Origin of the sequence: Synechococcus sp. CCY9202 (genome assembly GCF_034931685.1) — a bacterium.
In the GTDB taxonomy this organism is placed as follows: domain Bacteria; phylum Cyanobacteriota; class Cyanobacteriia; order PCC-6307; family Cyanobiaceae; genus CBW1002.
The window spans coordinates 45,190-68,189 of the sequence record NZ_JAYGID010000027.1 but is presented as its reverse complement, the minus strand read 5'-3'; the positions used below and the strand labels follow the sequence as shown (position 1 = coordinate 68,189).

20 protein-coding genes are annotated in these 23,000 nt (G+C 67.9%); 10 read left to right on the top strand and 10 right to left on the bottom strand.

What is annotated here, in order from left to right:
- Window positions 1-42: 42 nt before the first annotated feature.
- From hisH to VB777_RS03870, 6 genes are all read right to left on the bottom strand, one after another.
- A complete protein-coding gene (hisH, locus tag VB777_RS03895; RefSeq protein ID WP_323247225.1) occupies window positions 43-672 on the bottom strand; it encodes an imidazole glycerol phosphate synthase subunit HisH in 630 nt (209 codons plus the stop codon).
- Window positions 669-1,694 (bottom strand): TIGR00730 family Rossman fold protein, encoded by a 1,026-nt coding sequence (locus VB777_RS03890; protein WP_323247223.1) that lies wholly within the window; start codon window positions 1,692-1,694, stop codon window positions 669-671. The genes hisH and VB777_RS03890 overlap by 4 nt, the downstream gene beginning before the upstream one ends.
- A gap of 47 nt (window positions 1,695-1,741) precedes the next feature.
- Entirely contained in the window at window positions 1,742-2,065 is a 324-nt protein-coding gene (trxA, locus tag VB777_RS03885; protein WP_197153940.1) for a thioredoxin, read from the bottom strand.
- Between the two features lie 237 nt (window positions 2,066-2,302).
- A complete protein-coding gene (locus VB777_RS03880; protein ID WP_197159145.1) occupies window positions 2,303-3,466 on the bottom strand; it encodes a GuaB3 family IMP dehydrogenase-related protein in 1,164 nt (387 codons plus the stop codon).
- A gap of 57 nt (window positions 3,467-3,523) precedes the next feature.
- The gene (locus tag VB777_RS03875) at window positions 3,524-4,012 is read right to left on the bottom strand and encodes a CAAD domain-containing protein (protein ID WP_197169697.1); all 489 of its coding nucleotides are present in this window, start codon (window positions 4,010-4,012) and stop codon (window positions 3,524-3,526) included.
- 182 nt (window positions 4,013-4,194) lie between these two features.
- The gene (locus VB777_RS03870; protein WP_323247221.1) at window positions 4,195-5,325 is read right to left on the bottom strand and encodes a homocysteine biosynthesis protein; all 1,131 of its coding nucleotides are present in this window, start codon (window positions 5,323-5,325) and stop codon (window positions 4,195-4,197) included.
- 40 nt (window positions 5,326-5,365) lie between these two features.
- Here VB777_RS03870 and gyrA point away from each other — a divergent pair, with 40 nt between their 5' ends.
- A complete protein-coding gene (gene gyrA, locus VB777_RS03865) occupies window positions 5,366-7,978 on the top strand; it encodes a DNA gyrase subunit A (protein WP_197169698.1) in 2,613 nt (870 codons plus the stop codon).
- Window positions 7,979-7,986: 8 nt separating this feature from the next.
- Window positions 7,987-9,216, top strand: a complete 1,230-nt coding sequence (gene crtL / locus VB777_RS03860; RefSeq protein WP_197153944.1) for a lycopene beta cyclase — start codon at window positions 7,987-7,989, stop codon at window positions 9,214-9,216.
- 22 nt (window positions 9,217-9,238) lie between these two features.
- Here the strand turns inward: crtL and VB777_RS03855 are convergent, their stop codons facing one another.
- Window positions 9,239-10,804: a glycoside hydrolase family 57 protein gene (locus VB777_RS03855; RefSeq protein WP_323247219.1), complete on the bottom strand. Its 1,566-nt coding sequence runs from the start codon at window positions 10,802-10,804 to the stop codon at window positions 9,239-9,241.
- A 65-nt stretch (window positions 10,805-10,869) separates the two neighbouring features.
- Here VB777_RS03855 and VB777_RS03850 point away from each other — a divergent pair, with 65 nt between their 5' ends.
- The 3 genes from VB777_RS03850 to VB777_RS03840 all read left to right on the top strand — a co-directional run bounded on the left by VB777_RS03850 (window position 10,870) and on the right by VB777_RS03840 (window position 14,121).
- Window positions 10,870-11,424, top strand: a complete 555-nt coding sequence (locus VB777_RS03850; RefSeq protein WP_323247217.1) for an NYN domain-containing protein — start codon at window positions 10,870-10,872, stop codon at window positions 11,422-11,424.
- Window positions 11,425-11,461: 37 nt separating this feature from the next.
- The gene (locus tag VB777_RS03845; protein ID WP_323247215.1) at window positions 11,462-13,087 is read left to right on the top strand and encodes a 2-isopropylmalate synthase; all 1,626 of its coding nucleotides are present in this window, start codon (window positions 11,462-11,464) and stop codon (window positions 13,085-13,087) included.
- Between the two features lie 185 nt (window positions 13,088-13,272).
- On the top strand, window positions 13,273-14,121 hold the full coding sequence (locus VB777_RS03840; protein ID WP_323247213.1) for a carbohydrate ABC transporter permease: 849 nt from the start codon (window positions 13,273-13,275) through the stop codon (window positions 14,119-14,121).
- A 5-nt stretch (window positions 14,122-14,126) separates the two neighbouring features.
- Here VB777_RS03840 and VB777_RS03835 read toward each other — a convergent pair whose 3' ends face one another.
- Entirely contained in the window at window positions 14,127-14,579 is a 453-nt protein-coding gene (locus VB777_RS03835) for a hypothetical protein (protein ID WP_197153949.1), read from the bottom strand.
- A gap of 95 nt (window positions 14,580-14,674) precedes the next feature.
- Complete coding sequence (locus VB777_RS03830; RefSeq protein WP_322757451.1) at window positions 14,675-16,180, bottom strand: peptide ligase PGM1-related protein; 1,506 nt, start codon at window positions 16,178-16,180, stop codon at window positions 14,675-14,677.
- Window positions 16,181-16,285: 105 nt separating this feature from the next.
- Between VB777_RS03830 and VB777_RS03825 the strand changes: the two genes are divergently transcribed.
- Entirely contained in the window at window positions 16,286-16,852 is a 567-nt protein-coding gene (locus tag VB777_RS03825; RefSeq protein WP_323247211.1) for a hypothetical protein, read from the top strand.
- Window positions 16,853-16,869: 17 nt separating this feature from the next.
- Here the strand turns inward: VB777_RS03825 and VB777_RS03820 are convergent, their stop codons facing one another.
- The gene (locus VB777_RS03820) at window positions 16,870-18,957 is read right to left on the bottom strand and encodes an HDIG domain-containing metalloprotein (RefSeq protein ID WP_323247233.1); all 2,088 of its coding nucleotides are present in this window, start codon (window positions 18,955-18,957) and stop codon (window positions 16,870-16,872) included.
- Window positions 18,958-19,033: 76 nt separating this feature from the next.
- Here VB777_RS03820 and folD point away from each other — a divergent pair, with 76 nt between their 5' ends.
- The 4 genes from folD (at window position 19,034) to VB777_RS03800 (ending at window position 22,962) form a co-directional block, all read left to right on the top strand.
- Window positions 19,034-19,942 carry a bifunctional methylenetetrahydrofolate dehydrogenase/methenyltetrahydrofolate cyclohydrolase FolD gene (gene folD, locus VB777_RS03815; protein ID WP_197153953.1) on the top strand — a complete coding sequence of 303 codons (909 nt, stop codon included), beginning with the start codon at window positions 19,034-19,036 and terminating at the stop codon, window positions 19,940-19,942.
- Between the two features lie 100 nt (window positions 19,943-20,042).
- Window positions 20,043-20,945: a geranylgeranyl diphosphate synthase CrtE gene (crtE, locus tag VB777_RS03810; RefSeq protein ID WP_197159146.1), complete on the top strand. Its 903-nt coding sequence runs from the start codon at window positions 20,043-20,045 to the stop codon at window positions 20,943-20,945.
- Window positions 20,942-21,496, top strand: a complete 555-nt coding sequence (locus VB777_RS03805; protein ID WP_323247209.1) for a divergent PAP2 family protein — start codon at window positions 20,942-20,944, stop codon at window positions 21,494-21,496. Before crtE ends, VB777_RS03805 begins: the two co-directional genes overlap by 4 nt.
- Entirely contained in the window at window positions 21,493-22,962 is a 1,470-nt protein-coding gene (locus VB777_RS03800; protein ID WP_322757449.1) for an ATP-dependent helicase, read from the top strand. Before VB777_RS03805 ends, VB777_RS03800 begins: the two co-directional genes overlap by 4 nt.
- Window positions 22,963-23,000 lie beyond the last annotated feature (38 nt).

Sequence of the window (23,000 nt, the reverse complement as noted above, 5' to 3'; positions counted from 1 at the left end):
AGGGTGCGGCCACCGCTGAGACGCAGGCTCACGAGGTTCCTCTCAGGAGGGCAGCCGCTCGAGCCACTCCAGCCAGCGGCGCAGCATCGCCTCGCCCACCGGGCCTGATTTTTCTGGATGGAACTGACAGGCCGCGATCCGCTCCTGCCAGACCGCTGCGGTGAGCGGCACTCCACCGAAATCCACCTGGGCGGTGATGCAGGCCGGGTCCAGCGGTTCGGCGGCGTAGGAGTGCACGAAATAGACCCACTGCGGCGGTAGCCCATCGGGGAGCAGCGCACTGGCCTGGGCTGGCAGCAACGGTGCCCATCCCATGTGCGGGATCGGATGACCCGGCAGCCGAGGCAGAGCGCTGACACGCCCGGCCAGCAATCCCAGCCCGGGGCGTTGGCCTTCGTCGCTGGCCTCGAAGAGAAGCTGCAGCCCCAGGCAGATGCCGAGCAGGGGCCGACCAGCTCCACACCATGCGGCAATCGCCGGGATCAAGCCCGACTGCTCCAGGCGCTCCATGGCTGGATCAAACGCCCCCACTCCCGGCAGCACCAGGGCCTGCACACCCTCGATCTGAGCGGCGGCGTGGATCGGCACCACCGCAGCGCCGAGACGCTCAAAGGCCCGCTGCACCGAGTGGAGGTTGCCCATGCCGTAGTCGAGCAGGCCGAGCCGGATCACAGGGTCGCCTCCACCAGGCGCACACCGGGCTGCTCCAGGGCAGGGCAGGGGGCCAGATCGAGCCCGTTGAGCCGGTCGATCAGCTGATACAGCTGGCCGATGCGGCGCTTGTCGAGCTGGAAGCGGAGGCAGGGCCGCAGGATGCCGTTCTCATCGCAGCTTTCACCGGCACTGATGGTGCCCTCCTTCACCAGCTGCTCGAACTCGCGGTTGAGCTCGGCCAGCAGCGCGATCGGGACGGGAACGTGCATCAGGAGTTCGAGGCGGTCTTCGCCCAGATTGGTGCCGTGATAAACGCGGTAGAACCGGCAGATCTGGGCGATCGCCTCGCGGGCCGTGCGCGCTTCCCGCAGCAGCGAGGTGTCTTCCGGTGAGATGAGGCCACGATCCACCAGGCTGCGGCGGATGTCGTGCTGCCACACCTCCCAGAAGCGGTCCCCGTCCGGCGCCAGCAGAACCAGGGGAATCGGCGGAGTGCGACCGGTCTGAATCAGGGTCAGGGACTCGAACAGCTCATCGAAGGTGCCGAACCCGCCCGGCATCACCACCAGGGCATCACTTTCCCGCAGGAAGAACAGTTTGCGGGTGAAAAAGTAGCGAAAGTGAAGCAGCCGCCCGTCGCAGCCACTCACATAGCGGTTGGCGTGCTGTTCAAACGGCAGATCCACGTTGAGGCCGATGCTGTTCTCACAACCGGCTCCCTGGTTGGCCGCCTCCATGACGCCGCCACCGGCTCCGGTCATCACCTCGAAGCCCTGGGCCACCGCTGCCGCAGCCAGCTCCATGGCCAGCTGGTAGGAGGGATCCTCGGGGGACGTGCGGGCCGAGCCGAACACCGTCACCTTGCGGGTCTGGCGGTGGGGCTGGAACACCGCGAGTCCATCACGGATATCCGCCATGGCGCCGTTGATCAGGCGCCATTCACTGGTGTCGTCACTGCTGCGGGCGATCTCCAGCAGCGTGACGATGGTGCGTTCGATCTGACGGCGTTGTGGATGCCCCTGGAGCAGGTTGCCCAGCACCTGCAGGGGGCTCTGACCAAAGCCGTCGAGGGCGGAAAGAGAGGGAGTCAGAGGTACTTGGAAATCGTTCCGGAAAGGGTGGTCTTGGGAACGGCTCCAACGACGGTGTCAACCTTGTTGCCGCCCTTGAACACCATCAGGGTTGGGATGGAACGGATGCCGTACTGACTGGCGACATTGGGGTTCTCGTCGGTGTTGAGCTTGAACACCTTGATCTTGCCCTCGAATTCCTTGGCAATTTCATCGACGATCGGCGCCACCATCCGGCAGGGGCCGCACCAGGGAGCCCAGAAATCCACCAGCACAGGCACGTCGCTCTTGAGCACGTCTTGCTCAAAGGAGGCGTCGGTGACGGCTGCAGCGCTGGACATCCTTTACTGGGATCAGGGTGATTCGAATCTAGCAACGGCCCCTGAATCCTCCAGACAGCTCCCGTCGAAGCGTTGCACGGCTTGATGGGACACGATCCAGGGGCCAGGAAGACAAAAAGCCCGGACGCGCCGGGCCGGGGGGTGTGAGGAGTGTGCGAGCCGTAGCCCCCACGCCTTGAGATTAACGCCCGTCTCGCCGGCGCCCGAACTGAATCTCAGCTTGCGACAGGCCCGGAATCACTTGCCCATGCCCAACTGCTGGGCCTTCTGATACACCTTCCCTTCGGTGAGCAGCGACGGAGCGACCACCACCTCCACCTGCTGCATGTCCTGGATGGTGCGGGCTCCCAGGGTGCCCATGGAGGTGCGGATGCAGCCCAGCAGATTCTGGGTGCCGTCATCGAGGCCAGCGGGGCCACGCAGGATCTTCTCGAGGCTGCCGGTGGTGCCCACCTTGATGCGGGTGCCCCTGGGCAGCACGGGGCTGGGGGTGGCCATACCCCAGTGGAAGCCGCGACCCGGGGCTTCGGCGGCACGGGCGATCGGCGAGCCGATCATCACGGCGTCGGCGCCGCAGGCCAGGCACTTGCAGATGTCGCCGCCGGTGACGATGCCACCATCCGCCACGATCGGTACGTAACGGCCGCTCTCTTTCTGATAGTCGTCGCGGGCGGCTGCGCAGTCGGCCACTGCGGTGGCCTGGGGGATGCCGATACCCAGCACGCCGCGCGAGGTGCAGGCGGCACCGGGGCCGATTCCCACCATCACGCCGGCGGCGCCGGCACGCATCAGCTGCAGGGCCACCTCGTAGGTGACGCAGTTGCCGATCACCACCGGTACGCCGAAGTCGCGGCAGAGGGTGGCCAGATCCAGGGTTTCCTGGCCTTCAGGGCCGATGTGCTCGGTGCTCACCACCGTGGCCTGGACGAAGAACAGGTCCGCACCGGCCTCGGCGATCGCCTTGCCGAACTTCAGGGCAGCCACGGGGGTGGCGCTTACCGCGGCAATGCCACCCTTGGCCTTGATCTCAGCGATCCGCTGGCGAATCAGATCCTCCCGGACCGGCTGGCTGTAGAGCTCCTGCATCAGCGGCACGAAGTCGTCCTTGCCCACGGCGGCGATGCGATCCAGCACGGGGTTGGGGTCGTCGTAGCGGCACTGCACCCCCTCCAGGTTCAGCACCCCCAGGGCCCCTTGCCTGGTGAGCTCCACGGCCATATCCACGTCCACCACCCCATCCATGGCGCTGGCGATGATCGGGATCTCCCGATCGATGCCACCCAGGGTCCAGCTGCTGTCGGTCACCGCCGGATCGACAGTGCGGCCACCGGGCACCAGGGCGATCTCATCGATGCCGTAGGCACGGCGGACGGTGCGGGATCGACCGAGCTGGATGTTCACCGGAGACTGACGCAATCGAGACAAACTATCAACAAGCCGTCACATCACGGCGCCGACTCAGCCCCTGCCGCGAAAGGATTCCCAGCGCCTGCTCCAGTCCTGCAGCAGGGCCTCACGATCCTTGCTGTAAACCAGCTTGGTCACAGCGAAGCGGCTGAGCCAGATCACCCCCACCAGCTCCAGCAGCCCGGGCAGCAGGGGAAGGCTCTGCATCGCCCCGATCACGCCGGCGTAAACCTTCAGGAGCATCACCACTCCGATCAGCACCGCCAGGGCGATCAGCGGGGAGCGCAGCTGCTGCCAGAGCTCCTGCACGGCGCCACTGGCGAACCAGTCCTGCAGCTTCGAAACCAGCAACTGCCATTCGCCACCCTCCCCGGCATCACCCTCCAGAGGAGGCACCGTCAAGGTGGCGGCCAGCGGCGAGTCACTGTCCGTTGCCGGTGTGGTGACTTCCGGGGCCTGCGCAGCCTCCACGGCAGGAGCCGGGGGGGTGGGCAGGCCGGCATCCTCGGCGGACGGCATCGGGCTGGAACTGTCGACCATGGGTCCAGGCAGGGCTGGAGCGGAGCTTACGGCGACCTTTCCATGGGTTCCAGGCGGGAGGCCTCGAGATGGAGATCCCTGGAGATGAAGTCTCAGGCGTTCCAGGCAGGCGCTCAGGCCAAAGACTTCAGCGGGCCTCTGGCTTCAGGCATGCATGGTCTCCCAGCATCATGGAACACCCTTCAGGGATCGAGGGGAAGCAGGGCCGCTCTCTCCGTCAGGGGGTGCAGGGGCAGTCTCAGGGGGAAGCGTCCCTCCTGCAGGCGCTGCACCAGCTCCTCGCCGATCTCGGCCGCCAGGCGGATGCTGTGGGCCGGAGCGCAGCGCAGCGATCGGCCACTGACCTGCACCCGACCCGCCAGCAGCTGGGCATAGGGCACCCCGCCGAAGCTGGGCTTGATCCGCCGCGGGATCGACAGGTCCAGCACCGGAGCCTCCAACTGTTCATGGGGCGCGGCGGCGCGGCGGGCGACGGCCTCGCTGAGCAGGGGGACCGGTGCCGCCAGCGCCACCAGCAGGGCACTGCCCTGCCCCTCGAAATGGCTGGCCCGCAGCCAGCGCAGATCAAGATCGGCCAGGTCCACGCTCACCGCCGCCACGGCGCCGGGCGTGCGGGCATGGCCGCTGGCCTGGCGTCGTGGCCGGGGCTGATGGCCGCTGCCCGCCCCCACCACCACGCCCAACCCACCAGCCACCAGCACCGGTGACCCCGGCCCCAATCCGGCCAGGCCCGGCATCGTCAGGCCGATGCTGCCGGCACCGCCGCAGCTGAACAACGCGTTGCCGAAGGGACCCAGCAGGGGGCCGTAGGGGGAGCGGATCAGCCCTTCGGCGCTGCTCACGGCCACCACGCCGTTCTCGCTGATGGCGCGATGCAGGCTGAGGCGGGCCACGCCGATGCGATCAAGGTCAAGGCTGGTATGCAGTTCCGGACGGGGCTGCAGAGGCGTGGCCTCGCCGGTGGCCGCCAGACTCACCCGCTGACCGGCCAGCAGGTTCGCCAGCACCTGGGCGCCCCCAGCGGCGATCGGCAGCAGCAGCTCGCCCGGCCCGGCTCCGGCCAGGGCCGCCACCCCATCCACCTGCGCCTCCCGGATCCGGATCGGGGGATCGGTGGGGCCCAGGCCGAGCAACAGGCACCCCTGATCGATGAAGCTGGCGTCGGCGGCCACCACCACATCGGTTGCGGCGTAGGCCTGCTCCAGCCCCAGCTCCGCCACCCGCTGCCGGAAAACGGCGGCCGTGCAGACCCGCAACGTGCCCTGCCGCTGCCGCCGCTGCAGATCGACCTCAGTGCGAACCGCTCGGCTCATGGGGCTTCGATAAACTGCCGTCTTCTAGAGACGGTCGTGCATGGCGGATCCAAGCGGGCCCGGACCCACAGGCCCCGGGGAATCCGACGGGCGGATCATCCAGGCCGACCTTCGCAACGAGATGTCGCGCTCCTATCTGGAGTATGCGATGAGCGTGATCGTGGGCCGGGCCCTGCCCGATGCCCGCGATGGCCTGAAGCCGGTGCATCGCCGCATCCTCTACGCGATGTACGAGCTGGGTCTGACCAGCGACCGGCCCTACCGCAAATGCGCCCGGGTGGTGGGCGAGGTGCTGGGTAAGTACCACCCCCACGGCGACACAGCGGTCTACGACGCCCTGGTGCGGATGGCCCAGGACTTCTCGATGCGCATGCCCCTGATCGATGGGCATGGCAACTTCGGGTCGGTGGACAACGATCCGCCGGCGGCGATGCGCTACACCGAATCGCGCCTCCAGGCCCTCACCACCGACAGCCTGCTCGAAGACATCGAGAGCGAAACGGTCGATTTCGTCGACAACTTCGACGGCAGTCAGCAGGAACCGACGGTGATGCCGGCGCGCATCCCCCAGCTGCTGCTGAATGGCTCCACCGGCATCGCCGTGGGGATGGCCACCAACATTCCGCCCCACAACCTCACCGAACTGATTGATGGCCTGCTGGCCCTGATCGCCGATCCCGAGCTCGACGATCGTCAGCTGCTGGCCCTGGTTCCCGGGCCGGACTTCCCCACCGGCGGCCAGATCCTCGGCCGCCGGGGCATCCGCGAGATGTACACCACCGGCCGCGGCTCGGTGACGATGCGCGGTGTGGCGATGATCGAGACCGTGGAGGCCAAGGGCCGTCCGGACCGCGATGCGGTGATCATCACCGAGCTTCCGTATCAGACCAACAAGGCGGCGCTGATCGAGCGGATCGCCGAAATGGTGAACGACAAGAAGCTGGAGGGCATCGCCGACATCCGCGACGAATCGGATCGCGATGGTATGCGGATCGTGATTGAACTGCGGCGTGATGCTTATCCTCAGGTGGTGCTGAATAATCTGTTCAAGCTCACACCGCTCCAGAATAATTTCAGCGCCTATATGCTGGCGCTGGTCAAGGGCGAACCGGTGCTGCTCACCCTGCGCAAGATGCTGCAGGTGTTCCTTGAGTTCCGCATCGAGACGATCGAGCGACGCACGCGCTACCTGCTGCGCAAGGCCGAGGAGCGCGATCACATCCTGCTCGGCCTGCTGATCGCGCTTGACAATCTCGACGCGATCATCGCCCTGATCCGCAGCGCGGCCGACACCGCCACCGCCCGCATCGCGCTGACCGAGCAGTTCGGCCTGACCGAGATCCAGGCCGACGCGATCCTGCAGATGCAGCTGCGGCGCCTCACCGCCCTGGAGGCCGACAAGATCAGGCTGGAGCACGAGGATCTGCTCGCCAAGATCACCGACTACAAGGACATCCTGGCCAGGCGGGAGCGGGTCCTGGGCCTGATCGAGGAGGAACTGCAGGCGATCCGCACCCGTTACGGCTCGCCCCGCCGCACCGAGATCCTCGATCTCGAAGGCGGCCTCGAAGACATCGACCTGATCGCCAACGAGCGCTCCGTGGTGTTGCTCACCGAGAACGGCTACCTCAAGCGGATGCCGGTGAGTGAGTTCGAGGCCACCAGCCGCGGCACCCGCGGCAAGGCGGGCACCAAGAGCCAGGGCGAAGAGGCGGTGAAGCTGTTCATCAGCTGCAACGATCACGATGCCTTGCTGCTGTTCAGCGATCGCGGTGTGGTGTATTCCATCCCCGCCTACCGCGTGCCGCTCTGCAGCCGTGCCGCCAAGGGAACACCGGTGGTGCAGTTGCTGCCGATTCCGCGTGAGGAGGCCCTCACCTCCCTGCTGGCCGTGAGCGACTTCGACGACAGCATGCAGCTGCTGATGTTGACCAGCGGCGGCTACATCAAGCGCACCAATCTGTCGGCCTTCGCCAATATCCGCTCCAATGGTCTGATCGCCATCTCCCTGGAAGATGGCGATGCCCTCACCTGGGTGCGGCTCGCCCTGCCCGGCGACAGTGTGCTGATCGGCTCACGCCAGGGCATGACCATCCACTTCCGTCTCCTCGATGAGGAACTGCGGCCGCTGGGACGCACGGCCAGGGGTGTGCGGGCCATGAATCTGCGCGCCGGTGATCGGTTGGTGAGCATGGATGTGCTGCCCGTGGAGCTGGCCGATCGGGTCGCCCGCAGTGCCATCAGCGAGGACGATGGTGATAGCGAAGCCGATGGCCAAGAACTCGCCCCGTCCGAAGGGCCCTGGGTGCTGGTCGCGTCAGCCAGTGGGCTGGGCAAGCGGGTACCGGTCGATCAGTTCCGGCTCCAGAAACGGGCCGGCATGGGCCTGCGCACCATGAAGTTCCGCCGCGATGGCGACGTGCTGGTGGGCCTCAAGGTCGTGGGCAGCGGCGAGGAATTGCTGCTGGTGAGCGAGCGCGGCGTGATCGTGCGGATGCAGGCCGATGCGGTGCCGCAGCAATCGCGCGCCGCCACAGGGGTGCGACTTCAGAAGCTGGATTCCGGCGACCGCCTCAGCGAGGTGGTGCTGGTACCGCCGGCGCCTGAGGAGGAGGAGGAGGAACTCCCGCCCGTTCCCGATCCCGAGGTCTGAGGTCCGTCATGGTCGATGTCCTGGTGATCGGCAGCGGACCGGCGGCGCTGGCGATCACGGCCGCCCTCGGCAGGTGCGGCGTCAACGTGATCGCCCTGGCGCCTCAGCCCCCTGAGACCCCCTGGGAGAACACCTACGGGGTCTGGGGCGAGGAGGTGGACAGCCTGGGGCTGAGCCATCTGCTGGCCCACCGCTGGAGCAACACGGTGAGCTGGTTCGGGCCCGAACCCCTCAGCCACGAGCGGGACTATGGCCTGTTCGATCGCCACAGGCTGCAGCAGCACTGGCTGGAGCAGGGTCGCGCCACCGGCGTGCTGTGGCAGTGCGGCCAGGCGACCCGGATCGAGCACGGCTCCCACCAATCCACGGTGAGCCTGGCCGATGGCAGCCAGCTGCGGGCTCGACTGGTGCTGGATGCCAGCGGCCATCAGCCGGTGTTCGTCCGGCGGCCCGATCGGGGGCCCGTGGCCGGCCAGGCCGCCTACGGAATCGTGGGGCGGTTTTCGGCGCCACCGGTGGATCCGAGCCAGTTCGTGCTGATGGATTTCCGCGCCGACCACCTCGCGCCGGAGGAGCGGCAGCAACCGCCCACCTTTCTCTACGCGATGGATCTGGGCGATGGCGTGTTCTTCGTGGAGGAGACCTCCCTCGCGCTGGCTCCGGCCGTTCCCTTTGCCGTGCTGAAACAGCGCCTGCAACGCCGCCTCAGCCATCGCGGCGTGGCGGTGCAGGAGATCCATCACGAGGAGTTCTGCCTGTTCCCGATGAATCTGCCGCTGCCTGACCTGGATCAACCCGTGGTGGGCTTTGGCGGGGCCGCCAGCATGGTCCATCCCGCCTCGGGCTACATGGTGGGCGCGCTGTTGCGCCGGGCGCCGGTGCTGGCCGAGGCGATGGCCGAAGCTCTGGCGGATGCGCAGTGCCCCACGGCGGAGCTGGCCCGGCGCTCCTGGCGAGCCCTCTGGCCGCAGGAGCTGCGCCGCAAGCATGCCCTGTATCAGTTCGGCCTCGAGAAGCTGATGCGGTTTCCCGAGGAGCAGATCTGCCACTTCTTCGAGACCTTCTTCCACCTGCCGAATCGGCAGTGGTATGGCTTCCTCACCAACACCCTGCCGCTGCCGGAGCTGGTGGGGGCCATGCTGAAGCTGTACGGATCTGCCCCCTGGGACGTGCGCTGGGGCCTGATGGAGCCCCGCGGACGCGAGGCGGATCTGCTCACCCGGGTGCTTACGCTCTGAGCCTCACGGTTCCTGCAATAGATCAGGGGATGCTGGACCAGTCGGCGGCATTGAGCAGAGGGAAAAGGCCATCTTCCCGTTCCACCGCCGCCAGCCAGCTGCCACTCAGCTCGTTGCCCTGATCGATCGCCTCCATCAACCGCCAGAAGCGATCGAGGTGGCGGTGGATGCGCTCACGGGCCAGATCGGTGGTGGTGCCGGCCCGCAGGATGAAGCTCCAGTCGGAGCTCTGGGCCAGCAGCAGCTCCCGGCCGGCCTGGGTGAGCAGATCGCGCTGATGTTCGCTGCCCACGCCGCGGTTCACCCGCCGCACCATCGCCTGGGAGGCGCGATGCCACTGGGGAACCACCCAGGCGTTGGTGTCGTTCAGCCAGTAGTCGTGATAACCCCCCTGGCCCCAGCTGGAGGGAGAGGGGCGGCAGACCTGCAGTTGATCCCCACCGGTCAGCACCTCGCGCAGGTGGCAGAAGCGCACACCGCTGCCAGGCGCCTGCCGGAACAGCTCCGCCAGGAACCCCGGCCCCTCGAACCACCAGTGGCCGAACAGTTCCGCGTCAAACGGGGCCACCAGCAATGGCGGCCGGTCCATGGCCGAGCCCAGGGCCTGCAGCTGATCCGTGCGGCCGGCCAGATAGGCGGCGGCATGCTCCGCCAGGCGAGTCTGGGCCGCGGCGGGGTCATAGGGACGCTTGCGATCGAGGGGACAGTCGCGGCCACTCACACAGTGCAGCTTCAGACCGAGCGGCCGGCGGCTGGTGATGCCGGCCTCGTCCAGCACCTCATCGCTCAGATCCCAGCCGAGATCGCGGTGGAATTCGCGGTACACCGGATCACCGGGATACCCCTCGCTCGCACTCCAGACCGGCAGGGTGGAGGCACTGTCGCGTGCGAAGAAAGCCACACCCGCCGGCGAGCAGATCGGCGCATAGACGCCGTACCGGGGTCTGGGCAGCGCATGCAGCAGACCGTGGCCGTCGAGCAGGGAGTAGCGCAGGCCGGCGCTGACCATCACCTGATCGAGACCTTCGTAGTAAGCGCATTCCGGCAGCCAGATGCCGAGGGGACGCTCCCCCAGCAGGCGCTGGTGCTCGCGGATGGCGGTGAGCAGCTGGGCCCGCACCGCCTCAGGGGTGTGGCGCAGCAGCGGCAGATAGCCGTGGGTGGCGGCGCAGGTGATCAGATCCAGCACCCCCCGTTGCTGCAGGGCCCGAAAACGGGGCAACAGGGTGCCGCCGCTGGCCCGGAACTGGTCGGCTGCGGCCTGGAGGCGCATGTCCAGATCCAGAACCGCGTCCCGGTGCGTGGATGGCGCCAGAGCCAGGAGCTGCTGACGTTGCTCCAGCCAGGCCGGGAAGCGGGCGTTCAGATCGGCGTCGCAGAGCAGCGACAGCAGGGTGGGGGAGAGCCCCAGGGTGAGGCGCGGCTGCTGCTGCGGGTCAGCCGCGGCCTCCTCCAGCATGGCCAGCAGCGGCAGGTAACACTCCTGCAGCGCCTGAAAGTACCAGTCTTCCTCCAGGGATCCCGGATCCCCCGAGCGCACGTAGGGGAGATGGGCGTGGAGCACCAGGGCCAGATTCCCTGCGGCCATGGGCTTGCGGCGATGCGGGCAGTGTAGGCCTCGCCCCTAGGCTGAACGTTGTCGCCCTCCACCCCATGCAGCTGGTCCTGGCGGTTGACGGTCACGGCATGTTTTATGCCCAGCAGAAGCTGGGTTGGTTCTTCGATCCCCGCCGCCTGCTGGAGCTGGCCCGCGAGCAGGCGGGTGGGGAACCAGCCAGCGCCTTGTGGTACGCGGGTCTCAAGGATCACACCGATCAGCGCCCCTTCCGGGACGCCCTCACCAGCCTGGGATTCACCGTGCGCACCAGGCCCCTGCGGGAGTTCGGCGGTGGCGACGCCGAGACCCGTCACTACGGACGGGCCAATCTCGAGGTGGAGATCGCCATCGATCTGATGGCGGTGGCCGGCCGCACCGACGAGGTCTGGCTGCTGAGCGGCAGTCGTGACCTGGAGCGGCTGGTGGAGGTGCTGCGGGCCCGGGGCCTGCGCATCGTGGTGATGAGCACCGAGGGGATGGTGGCCCGGGAACTGCGCAACGCCGCCGATCGCTTCGTGGACCTGGCCAGCCTGCGGGAGCGCCTCGAAAAGGCTGAGGCCCTGCAGGCGCCCGTGTTCCAGCGCCAGGGAGCGGCCCAGGCGACCCCCTAGACTCCGCTCAACTCATACTCATTCCGACTTAACTGCCATGGCCCGCGATCCCGGCCGGGTGCTGATCTTCGACACCACCCTGCGCGACGGCGAGCAGTCGCCCGGTGCCAGCCTCAACCTCGAGGAGAAGCTGGCCATCGCCCAGCAGCTGGCCCGGCTCGGTGTGGACATCATTGAGGCCGGCTTTCCCTTCGCCAGCAGCGGCGACTTCAACGCCGTGCAGCGCATCGCTGCCAGCGTCGGCACCCCCGAGGGACCCGTGATCTGCGGCCTTGCCCGCGCGGCCCAGGGCGACATCAAGGCCTGTGCCGACGCCGTGGCCCCGGCGGCCCGCCGCCGCATCCACACCTTCATCGCCACCAGCGACATCCACCTGGAGCACAAGCTGCGCAAATCCCGCACCGAGGTGCTGGCGATCACCGCTGAGATGGTCGCGTACGCCCGCTCGCTGGTCGACGACGTCGAGTTCTCCTGCGAGGACGCCGGCCGCTCCGATCCGGACTTCATGTACCAGGTGATCGAGGCGGCGATCCGGGCCGGGGCCACCACGATCAACATCCCCGACACGGTGGGTTATGCCACGCCGTCGGAATTCGGTGAGCTGATCGCGGGCATCAATGCCCACGTGCCCAACATCGACCAGGCCGTGATCTCGGTGCACGGCCACAACGACCTCGGCCTGGCCGTGGCCAACTTCCTCGAGGCCGTCAAGCACGGCGCCCGCCAGCTGGAATGCACGATCAATGGCATCGGCGAGCGGGCCGGCAATGCCTCCCTTGAGGAGCTGGTGATGGCCCTGCACGTGCGGCGCAGCTACTTCAACCCCTTCCTGGGCCGTCCGGCAGACAGCACTGAACCGCTCACGGGCGTCCGCACGGAGGAGATCACCAAGACCTCGCGCTTGGTGAGCAATCTCACCGGTATGGCGGTACAACCCAACAAGGCGATTGTGGGGGCCAATGCCTTCGCCCACGAATCGGGCATCCATCAGGACGGCGTGCTCAAAAATCGCCTCACCTACGAGATCATCGACGCCCGCACCGTGGGGCTCAGCGACAACCGCATCTCGCTGGGCAAGCTCTCCGGCCGCAGTGCTTTTCGCGCGAGACTGGAGGAACTCGGCTACACCCTTGAGCGCGAGGATCTCGACGACGCCTTCGCCCGCTTCAAGGAGCTGGCCGACCGCAAGCGCGAGATCAGCGACCGCGACCTTGAGGCGATCGTCAGCGAGCAGGTGCAGCTGCAGGATGAGGCGCGTTTCACCCTCAAGCGGGTCCAGGTGAGTTGCGGCACGGGGCTGCAGCCCACGGCCACCGTCACCCTGCAGACGGCCGATGGCGCCGAATGCACCGAGGCGACCATCGGCACCGGTCCTGTGGATGCGGTCTGTCAGGCCCTGAACCGGCTGGCCGGGGTGCCCAATGAGCTGGTGGAATTCAGCGTCAAATCGGTCACCGAGGGCATCGATGCCATGGGCGAGGTGACGATTCGCCTGCGGGCCGCCGGGGTGCTCTACTCGGGCCATTCCGCCGACACCGACATCGTGGTGGCAGCGGCCCAGGCCTTCGTGAACGCGCTCAACCGCCTCGTGGCAGGAGCCCAGCGAGCCCCTCTGCATCCCCAGAAAGCGCCCCTGCCGGTGGCCGAGATTCCGAGGCTCTAGATCGATGGGCCGCTCCCTGCCGCTGCTGCAACGCTGGAGCTAATGCGGGCTGCGCCTGCTGCTCTGAGCTGTGGCGCTGGGCGACCTGCTGCTTGAGGCCAGGGAGGTGGCAGGCAGCGCAGCGTTGAGGCGGTGTGGACCCAGCTAGCCTTCAGCCGCTTCAGGGACCCCCGATCCGCCGCGCCATGTCCCGTTCCGCCAGCGGTCGGTCCCGTCCCTCCCTCACCCATGGCGTGCAGCTGGCGGTGCTGTTGCTGGTGGCCCTGTTGATGCTGCTGCCCCTGCTGTGGCTGGTGAGCACGTCGCTCAAGGGACCCGCCGAGGACATCTTCACCAGCCCTCCGGCCCTGCTGCCGGCCCAGCCGAGCCTGCAGGCCTATGGGCGGCTGTTCACCAAGAATCCGCTCGGTCTCTACCTGCGCAACAGCGCCATCGTCAGTGCCCTGGCGGTGCTGGCCAATCTGCTGTTCTGCTCCCTGGCGGCCTATCCCCTGGCCCGGCTGCGTTTCGCCGGTCGCGGCCTCGTGCTGGCCCTGGTGGTGGCCACGATCCTGATTCCCTTCCAGGTGGTGATGATTCCGCTGTATCTGCTGATGGTGCAGATCGGCCTGCGCAACACCCTCTGGGCCCTGATCCTGCCGCAGGCGGCCACCGCCTTCGGCATCTTCCTGTTGCGTCAGAGTTTCCTGGGGGTGCCCGTGGAGCTTGAAGAGGCAGCCCGGATCGACGGCTGCACCCCCCTGGGCGAATGGTGGAACGTGATGATCCCGGCGGCCCGCGCCGATCTGATCACCCTGGCGATGTTCGTGTTCATCGGCACCTGGAGCGATTTTCTCTGGCCCCTGGTGATTCTCGACGACCCTCAGCTCTACACCTTGCCGCTGGGGCTGCAACAACTGGCCAGCAGCTTCTCCCTCGACTGGCGCCTGGTGGCTGCAGGCTCGGTGGTGTCGATTCTGCCGGTCCTGGTGCTGTTCATCGGCCTGCAGCGCTACATCCTTCCCAACGCCAGCGGCGACGCGGTCAAGGGCTGACCGCTTCAGGGATTGGCACCCGGATTGGCTGGCCGGCTCGTCGATGAGGCCGACGGAGCTGGGGCTGGGCTTGACGGGGCCGGTGCCTCCACAGCCGGAGGGATCTCCAGTTCGGGAGCCACCTGGCGCCGGCTGATCTGGCGGACTTCGACGCGCAGGCGATCCTGTTGTCCCTGCAGATTGGCGATCGAACCCTCCAGGGACTCGAGCTTGCGCAGCCGCTCGGAGGTGCTGCGCAGCTGCTGTTCCAGAATCGTGGTGCGCTCCAGGGCACGGGAGTGCTCCAGCCCTTCGACCCGATCGCGCAGCTGGCGCAGGCTGCGGCTCTGCTCGCGGTACTTGCCGAGGATCACCACGAACAGCACCACGAGCATCGTGGAGATGCCCACCAGAAGCCAGGGAACCCACAGGGGTGCCTCGGGCAGGGAGGGGCTTCGACTGCTGGAGGCGGGTGCCATCGCGGCGAAACGGCGTGTCTGGTTCGATCCTGGCCGGTCGCCTCTCCCCTGGCCACCCATGGCTGAGCTCTGCAATGGCTCGGCCCAGCCCAGACTCAGCCCTGCAATCGCCCCGCCCCCCGCAGCAGGGCCTCCTGGGTGCCCTGATACACCGCAGCGGCTTCCTCGGGGCTACGGCCGATGCAGGTCATGCCGAGCTTGCCGTATTGCGACAGGCAACCGAGCAGATGGAAGAGGCTGCCGCGCAGATGGGCTGGATCGAAATGCAGCCCCGCCTCGGCCACCAGATCGATCAGATCCTCCGGCAGCAGCCCCCGCAGGCGGGGATCGCAGAGATTGTCGGTGGCTTCGTAGTAAAGGGCCTGGCCTGAGGGGGAGAGGAAGGCGCCAGTGGCGGGATCGAGCCGGCCGCTGGTGGTGTGGCGCAGGGCCATGAAGGGATGGGTGGTCCCCCCCTGGCGCAGATTCACCTCGATGGCCTGAAGATCCCAATGGCCTGAAAACCTCCGGGCCACCACGTCGACGGCGTAGCGCTCCAGCGCCCCTTCGGCGGCGAGGGCCTCCCCGACAAGCCGGCCCATCTCCATCAACGGCTGGCGGTAGGCGGCATGGGCAGGGAAGGAACAGCCTTCGAAGGTCTGGCCGGAGCTGCCGCCCAGCCGCTGCTCATGGGTGGAGAGCACCTCCACGAAGCCATCGGGATGGATCATGCCCTGCACGCTGGGGGAGCTCTGCTGCTCGCCCCCCTCCAGCCAGGCCTCCACCAGGGCCCCCTGCCGAGCCAGCAGCTCCAGCCAGTGCTGGCTCGGCATCGGCAATCGCTCCAGGGCCTGCCGCATCACGGCCAGACGCTGGCCGGCGCTGTGGCCGGGCAGATCGAGAGGCTTGAGATCGAGCCTGGCATTGCCCTCGCCGCTGAAGCCCTCGTTGAGCTTCACCACCAACCGCCGCAGCCCTGGGTTGTGATCCCAGAGATCCACGGCCGCTGCCGCCAGATCCTCCAGGGTGAACACCACGCCACTGCCCGGAGGATGGGGCACACCACAGCGGGCAAACAACTCACGGCTGCCGGCCTTGGTGCCCCAGTGGGCCAGGGCGGGATCGCAACCCAGCAGCGGAACCTGCAGGCGCTCGGAGAGGCTCCGCTCCAGATCGGTCACCGTGTAGCAGCTCAGAAAGCTGCGCCCTGGCCGCAGCTGCTCGCGGATGCGGGCCAACAGGGCCGGCCGCTCCAGAAGCTTGGCGGTGAGCGGCCGCGGCGAAGCGTCGTTGGTGTCGAACAGGTGCAACCGGCGGCGGGCATGGGAGGCCGGCATGCCGGGCAACAGCTCCAGCACCGCATCCACCACCAGCTCCGGCAGCAGCGTGCTGGTTACGTACACCACCCGCACGCCTGGATGGCGCAGCCGGATCAGATTGAAGAGCTGGCGTTCTTCGTAGTGGTGGACGCCGGTCACCAGCTGGATCTGGTGCTCCTCCATGGTGAGCGACGGCACCACCAATTGATCGAACCGGGCGTCGGCCCGATCGCCGTGATCGCCCCAGTGCCCACCCCAGCCCTGCCGCAACTGGGCCTGGAGCTCCGCGAAGCTGAGCGCCATGGCTGGCCGCCGGACTGTCCCCATGCTGCTGAGCCGAGGCCGCGGCGCCAACCCTCCGAATCGTCATGGGTAGCCTGCGGGGATCGAGCCGGATGGGATGGCCGCTTGAGCAGAGCCCACCATCGCCCGCCGCCCCGCTGGTGGGACTCCCTCTTGATCGGGCTCACCAGCATGGTGATCGGGACTGTCCTGGCGCGGTTCATCCTGGCGATGGCTGAGCAGGCTCGCCAAAGCGGCAATCTCGAGCAGGCCTTCGACAGCACTGTGATGCTGTTCTCCCCGGCCATCTTCCTGCTGGCCGGCGCGGGGCTGATCAGCCGCGGCCTGCTGGGTCTCTCGAGTGCGCTGTTGCAACGTCGGCCGCGCCATCGGTCCCAGTCCGAGCCCCCGCCTTCCTCCGGCCCTCCGACATCCTCCCTCCATGCTGAGGCCGATCCCCAGCGCGCCCAGCCGGGCCATGATCGTTACCGACGAGCCTGCGCCGAACTTGGTGTCCTTCCAGGCAGCTCCTGGCCCGTGATCCGGGCCACCTGGCGCCGCAAGCTGCAGGAGTGGCACCCTGACCAGGGAGGTGACCCTGAGCTCTGGTATCGCCGGCTGGCGGCCTACACGCTGCTGGAGGCCTGGGAACGATTCGAGGAAGACAGCCCAGACCAGATTCCGAAAGTGTGACCGTCGGCGTTTGCTGATCAGGCGCTGTATGCCTTGCGGGCGGGGATCGGGTAAGGGATGCGACGGTGCCGCATCCTTTTCCAGACCCGTACAAAGGCGCGCACCAGCAGCTCCAGATCGGCCTGTCCCAGTCCGCTGCGGGCCAGCTGCCCGTCGTGGCGGCGCGCTTCGATGATCCGCCTCACCATTGCGCCCGCCTCCTGCTCCGAGGTGCCCGGGGGAAGAGATCGCAACGCCGCCTCGCATCCATCAGCGAGCATGAGAATGGCGGTTTCAGGGCTGCGCGGAGCCGGCCCCCGGTAGCGGAAGGCGGATTCCGGAACAGATGGATCCCGCTCTCGCGCCTGGTAGAAAAAATATCCCATCTTTAAGGTGCCCTGGTGCTCGGGAATGAAGTCCGCCAGGGGGCTGGGCAGGCGATAGCGGCGGGCAAGCTTCAGACCTTCATCCACATGGGCCTGAAGGATCTCAGCACTGCGGAAGGGGTCATTGAGGCCGTCGTGGGGATTCTCCCCGTCTCCCTGATTCTCGATGAACCACTGCGGAGCATGCAGTTTGCCCACATCGTGATACAGAGCACCTGTGCGGATCAGGTCCACATCCGCCCGGATGGCCCGAGCACCCTCCTCTGCCAGGCCGGCAATCATCAGGGTGTGTTCGAAGGTGCCGGGTGCCTCACAGGAGAGACGACGCAGCAGGGGCCGCTCCAGATCGGCCAGTTCCAGCAGTCGCGCCCGAGTCAGCAACCCGAAGGAGCTCTCCACCAGCGGAGCCAGGAGCACGCCAGCCATCACCAGGCCACCCATCAGCAATGCTTCACTCAGCAGCTGGGCGGCGTCTGGCAACCGGCCATCCGTGACTCCCGTCAGCCCGGCCAGCTGCACCAGCAGCCATTGCAGCACCAGGGCGGCGGTGGGGAGCAACACCGCCAGCTGCAGCAGCTGCGCACGGTTGCGCTGGCGGCTGGCCACGATCGCCGCCGCCGCCGCGATCGCCGCCGCCAGCAAGACCCGCACGTTCAACAACGCATCAAGTGGAAGCGGCCAGAGCAGGGAGGCCCCCGCAAGCCATGCCAGCCCCGCCACAGTGCCTAAGCCCTCGGCCAGCAGCAGGGTGGGCGGCACCAGCAGGGCCATCGGGCTGGCGGCCGGACCCAGCCACAGCTTGAAGGCCTGAACCCCCAGCAGCATCCCCAGCACCAGCAGCGCATGACGCGGTTCGGCCCGGGCCCGCCATCGGCGCAGAACAAGGAGGATGACCCCACAGGTGGCCATGGCCTCGGTCACGTGCTGCAACCAGGCCAACGGCCTCGGTTGGCGGCTCACCAACCCGAAGTAATCGAGCACGTCGTAAGCCTGCGAGCTGATCGCCTCTCCCTGACGGATGATCAGATCACCACGCTTCACGGCGATCGTGGGAACACCTTGCTGGGTCACCAGATCTTCAATGCGGCGCTGGGTGAGAGCCGCATCGGTGCGAAGATTGCTGTAACCAGCCACAGATTCCGAGACCAGCCGCGCAGCCAGCCGGCGTCCCGTACTCGGCAAACCCTCGAAGTGAAGGCCAGCAGCACTGGCGAGCTGGCTATCGGCCACGCTCGCAACCAGGCCCTGGCTCAGCATGCGGGCCTGCACCTGGCGCACCTGCTTGATCCAGTCAGTCCATTGGGTCGGGGTGAGCGATTCGAGCCACGCCTGCTCGTCTGGACTGAGGGTCTGGGCGCCAAGGCGCTGTTGCGGAGAGGTGATCGAGATCTGAAGGCGACGCAGCTCCTGCTCCAGGCGGGCTTTCAGTTCACGAGTCGCCCGATCATCCACCACCTGCACATGGCTGCGGGGCACCAGCTGACTGCGGCGCAGCTCCAGCTCCTCGCTGTCGACCACGGTGGCATCTCGGGGAGCCTGGGCCGTGAACGGGGCCGGAAATCCAGGCTGAAGACTGGGTTGGGTGAGCCAGGGCCAGCTGGTGATCAGCGCCACCAGAACGCACATCAGCAGGACACCTGCTGTGGCCTGCAGGCTCCAGGTGGCCAGCGGCTGTCGAGGGCATTCCAGGCGCACGAATCGTCGCCACAGAGTCCTGGCACGACGCTGTCGAATCCCCATGGACAACACGCTAGCGAGGGCACTGCTGAGGCGGAACAACCCAGGCAAGCTGGATGGCGAGATGCCTCGGATGTGCATGGCCACCCGTCTGGACGGACGCCTTCTGGCCCAGGAGATCGAGCAGCGCCTGGCCGACGTGATCGCCGAGCGGCTGGAGCGGGCCGGCAGGCCGCCGGGGCTGGCGGTGTTGCGGGTGGGCGACGATCCCGCCAGCGGCGTCTATGTGGCAAACAAGGAGAAGGCCTGCGGCCGTGTGGGCATCCGCAGCTTCCTGACCCACCTGGCGGCCGGCACCCCCGCTGCGGAAGTGCTGGCCGCGATTCGGCAGCTCAACGCCGATTCCTGCGTGGACGGGATCCTGCTGCAGTTGCCCCTGCCGGCCGACATGAGCGAGGGGCCCCTTCTGGCAGCGATCGATCCCGAGAAGGACGCCGACGGCCTGCACACGCTCAATCTCGGCCGGCTTCTCAAGGGCGAGCCTGGTCCGCGCAGCTGCACCCCCGCCGGCGTGATGGCCCTGCTGGCTCGGTCTCAGGTGGAGCTGCGCGGCAAGCGGGCGGTGGTGGTGGGCCGCAGCATCCTGGTGGGTCAACCGATGGCGCTGATGCTCCAGGCGGCAGATGCCACCGTGAGCGTGGCCCACTCCCGCACCAGCGACCTGGCGGCCCTGACCCGCCAGGCGGATGTGCTGGTGGTGGCGGCAGGCCGGCCGCGGATGATCGGGGCGGAGCACGTCAAGCCCGGGGCGGTGGTGGTGGATGTCGGTATCCATCGCCTTGATCCCGATCCGTCGGCTGGTCCTCAGGCCCGTTCCAAGCTCTGCGGAGACGTGCGCTTCGAAGAGGTGGAGCCGATCGCCAGCGCGATCACGCCGGTACCCGGCGGTGTGGGCCCGATGACCGTGACCCTGTTGCTGGTCAACACCGTGACCAGCTGGTGCCAGCGCTGCGGCCTCGATCAGCCCCTGGCCGACCTGCTGCCCTGAGGCGAGGACTGCGCACTGTTGCGATCACACGCGCTGCAGGAGCCCAGACGTGGCGACAGGGCTGTGGCCTGAGAGAATCGCCGCCAGTGCGCAGCAACCCATGGCCGTGGCGGTGAGCACGGAGTTTGATTTCGCCGCCTACCTGGAGGCAGCTCGCCACAGGGTCGAGGCGGCCCTGGATGGGTCGCTGGGGCCGGAGCATCCAGAGAGCCTGCGGGATGCGATGCGGTATTCGCTGCTGGCCGGTGGCAAACGGCTCCGGCCGATCCTCTGCCTGGCGGCCTGCGATCTGGCCGGCGGTACGAGTGATCTGGCCCTGCCCACGGCGGTGGCGCTGGAGATGATCCACACCATGTCGCTGATCCATGACGATCTCCCCGCCATGGACAACGACGACCTGCGGCGGGGCCGCCCCACCAATCACAAGGTCTATGGCGAGGCCAATGCCATCCTCGCCGGTGATGCCCTGCTCACCCGGGCCTTCGAGATGGTGGCCCTGCGCAGCCCCGGTGTTCCTGCCGCCCAGTTGCTGGCGGTGGTGGGCGAGCTGAGCCTGGCGGCCGGGGCCCCGGGCCTGGTGGGCGGCCAGGTGGTGGACCTGGAATGCGAAGGCAAGCAGGTGGATCTCGACACGCTCGAGTACATCCATCTCCACAAGACCGGGGCCCTGCTGCGTGCCTGCGTCCTGACCGGCGCCCTGATCGCTGGCGCTCCGGAACCGTTGCTGGAGGCCCTGCGCACCTACGCCCGCGGCATCGGACTGGCCTTCCAGATCATCGACGACATCCTGGATGTGACGGCCAGCAGCGAGGTGCTCGGCAAGACCGCCGGCAAGGATCTCACCGCCGACAAGACCACCTACCCCAAGCTGCTGGGGCTGGAGGAATCCCGCAAGCGGGCCGATGCCCTGGTCAGCGAGGCCAAGGCCGCCCTCGAGCCCTGGCGTGACAAGGCGGCGCCACTGCTGGCCCTGGCCGACTACATCACCAGTCGCGATCGATGAGTGCAGCCCACGATCCGAACGTGGCGACGGCCTTCTTCTCCAACGGTGTGCTGGCCTGGGGACTGGCTGCCTGCGGCACCGCCCAGCTCTCGAAGCTGGTGATCGAACTGGTGGTCCACCGCCGCTGGCGGCCCGCCGTGCTGGTCGAGACCGGTGGCATGCCCTCCAGTCATTCGGCGCTGATGACCGGCACCACCGCCGCCATCGGTTGGCAGCTCGGCTTTGCCGATCCCCTCTTTGCCCTGGCGTCTGCCCTCTGCTTCGTGGTGCTCTACGACGCCAGCGGCGTGCGCCGCGCCGCCGGGCAGATCGCCAGCCGGGTCAATGGGCTGCCCGATCACCTCTGGCTGGAGCGGGATGGGGGGGGCGTTGATGTCAATGTTGCCATCAAGCCGCTCAAGGAAAACCTCGGCCATACCCGACTCGAGGTGCTGGCCGGCAGCGTCATGGGTCCGGCCGTGGCCCTGCCCGGCCTCAGCCTGGTGGGCTCTCCGCTCGATCTTGCGGCGTGGATCGCTGATGCACTGAGCGGCGGCGCCAGCCTGGGTTGAGCAGAGCCTCCCGCAGCTCGGCCGCAGCAGCACCCGCAGACAACGGCGAGGGGCTCACCGCCGATCAGCACCAGGCCCTGACCGCCTTCGCCACCTGGCTGGAGGCCCCCGCCGACGGCACCCCCTTCGTGCTGCAGGGCTTCGCCGGTACCGGCAAGACCTTCCTGTCGATGCGGTTTCTGGCGCTGGCGGAGGCCGCCTGCCTCTGCTGGACCGTGGTGGCGCCGACCCACAAGGCCGTGGGGGTGCTGCGTCACCATCTGCAGCGGCAGGGCCTGCAGCCCACCTGGTATCCCTCCACGATCCACCGGTTGCTGCGCCTGAAACTGCGGCGGGAGCGGGATCTGGAACGCTGCGAGGAAACGGAGCAGACCGCCGCCGCCCTTGAATCGCTGGGGCTGGTGCTGGTCGACGAGGCCTCGATGGTGGATGGCACCTTGCTGGAGATCACCCTGCGCTGTGCCCATCCGTTCCGCACCCGGTTGGTGTTCGTGGGCGATCCGGCCCAGCTGCCGCCGGTGGGGGAGCCGAGCAGTCCGGTGTTCGCGATCGGGCGGGCCCAGGGAGCGGCCCTGCAGCAGGTGGTGCGCCATCAGGGACCGGTGCTGCGCCTGGCCGAGGGGGTGCGGCTCGGAGCCCTGCCCTGTCGCCAGCCGCCACCCCTGCGGCCCCTGTGCAGCCCCCAGGGACAGGTGGCGTTGCTGGACCGGCGCGCCTGGCTCACGGCCGCCCAGGCGGCGCTGCAAGGCTCCGCCGCAACGGCCGACCCCGATCAGGTCCGGATCCTCTGCTACACCAACCGGCGGCTGGAGCAACTGGTGCCGATCGCCCGCCGAGCCCTGCATGGAAGCATGGCCGATCAGCTGCCGGTGCTCCCCGGTGAGGTGCTGATCAGTCGCACCGCCGTGATGGCACCGGCCTGCCGCGAGGGGGCGGAGGCGGCAGAGGAGCCCGACATGGTGCTGGGCTCCAACCGCGAGCTGGTGGTGCAGGACGTGCAGCCCGAGCGCTGCGATCTGCGCGACTTCGGCGTCGAGGAGGCACCCTTGATCGACACCCTGACGGCTGCGGTGGAAGCGGGTGAAACCCAGCTGCAGCTGCGCCTGCTGCCGCCGATCGGCTCCTCCGGCCGTGGGGCCCTCGAGGCGGTGCTGACCAAGCTGCGCCAGGAGGCGCGCGAGGCCGGCCGCAAGGGCGGCAAGGCGCTCTGGCGGCGGTTCTTTCTGGTGCGCGATGCCTTTGCCTCCCTGGGGCCGGCGGCCGTGCTCACGGTCCATCGCAGCCAGGGCAGCACCTTCGGCGAGGTGTTCGTCGATGGGGATGTCTTCTGGCCCCAGGATGAACGGCTGCGGCGTCAGCTCGTTTATGTCGCGGTGAGTCGGGCCGCTGAGTCGGTCTCCCTGGCTGCGGGTCCAGGCAACCCCGCCGAGCAGGAGCAGTGGCGACGCTGGCTCGAGGGGGGATGACGTCTCCTGCAGACGTCGCAACCCGGAGGGGTTGCAAC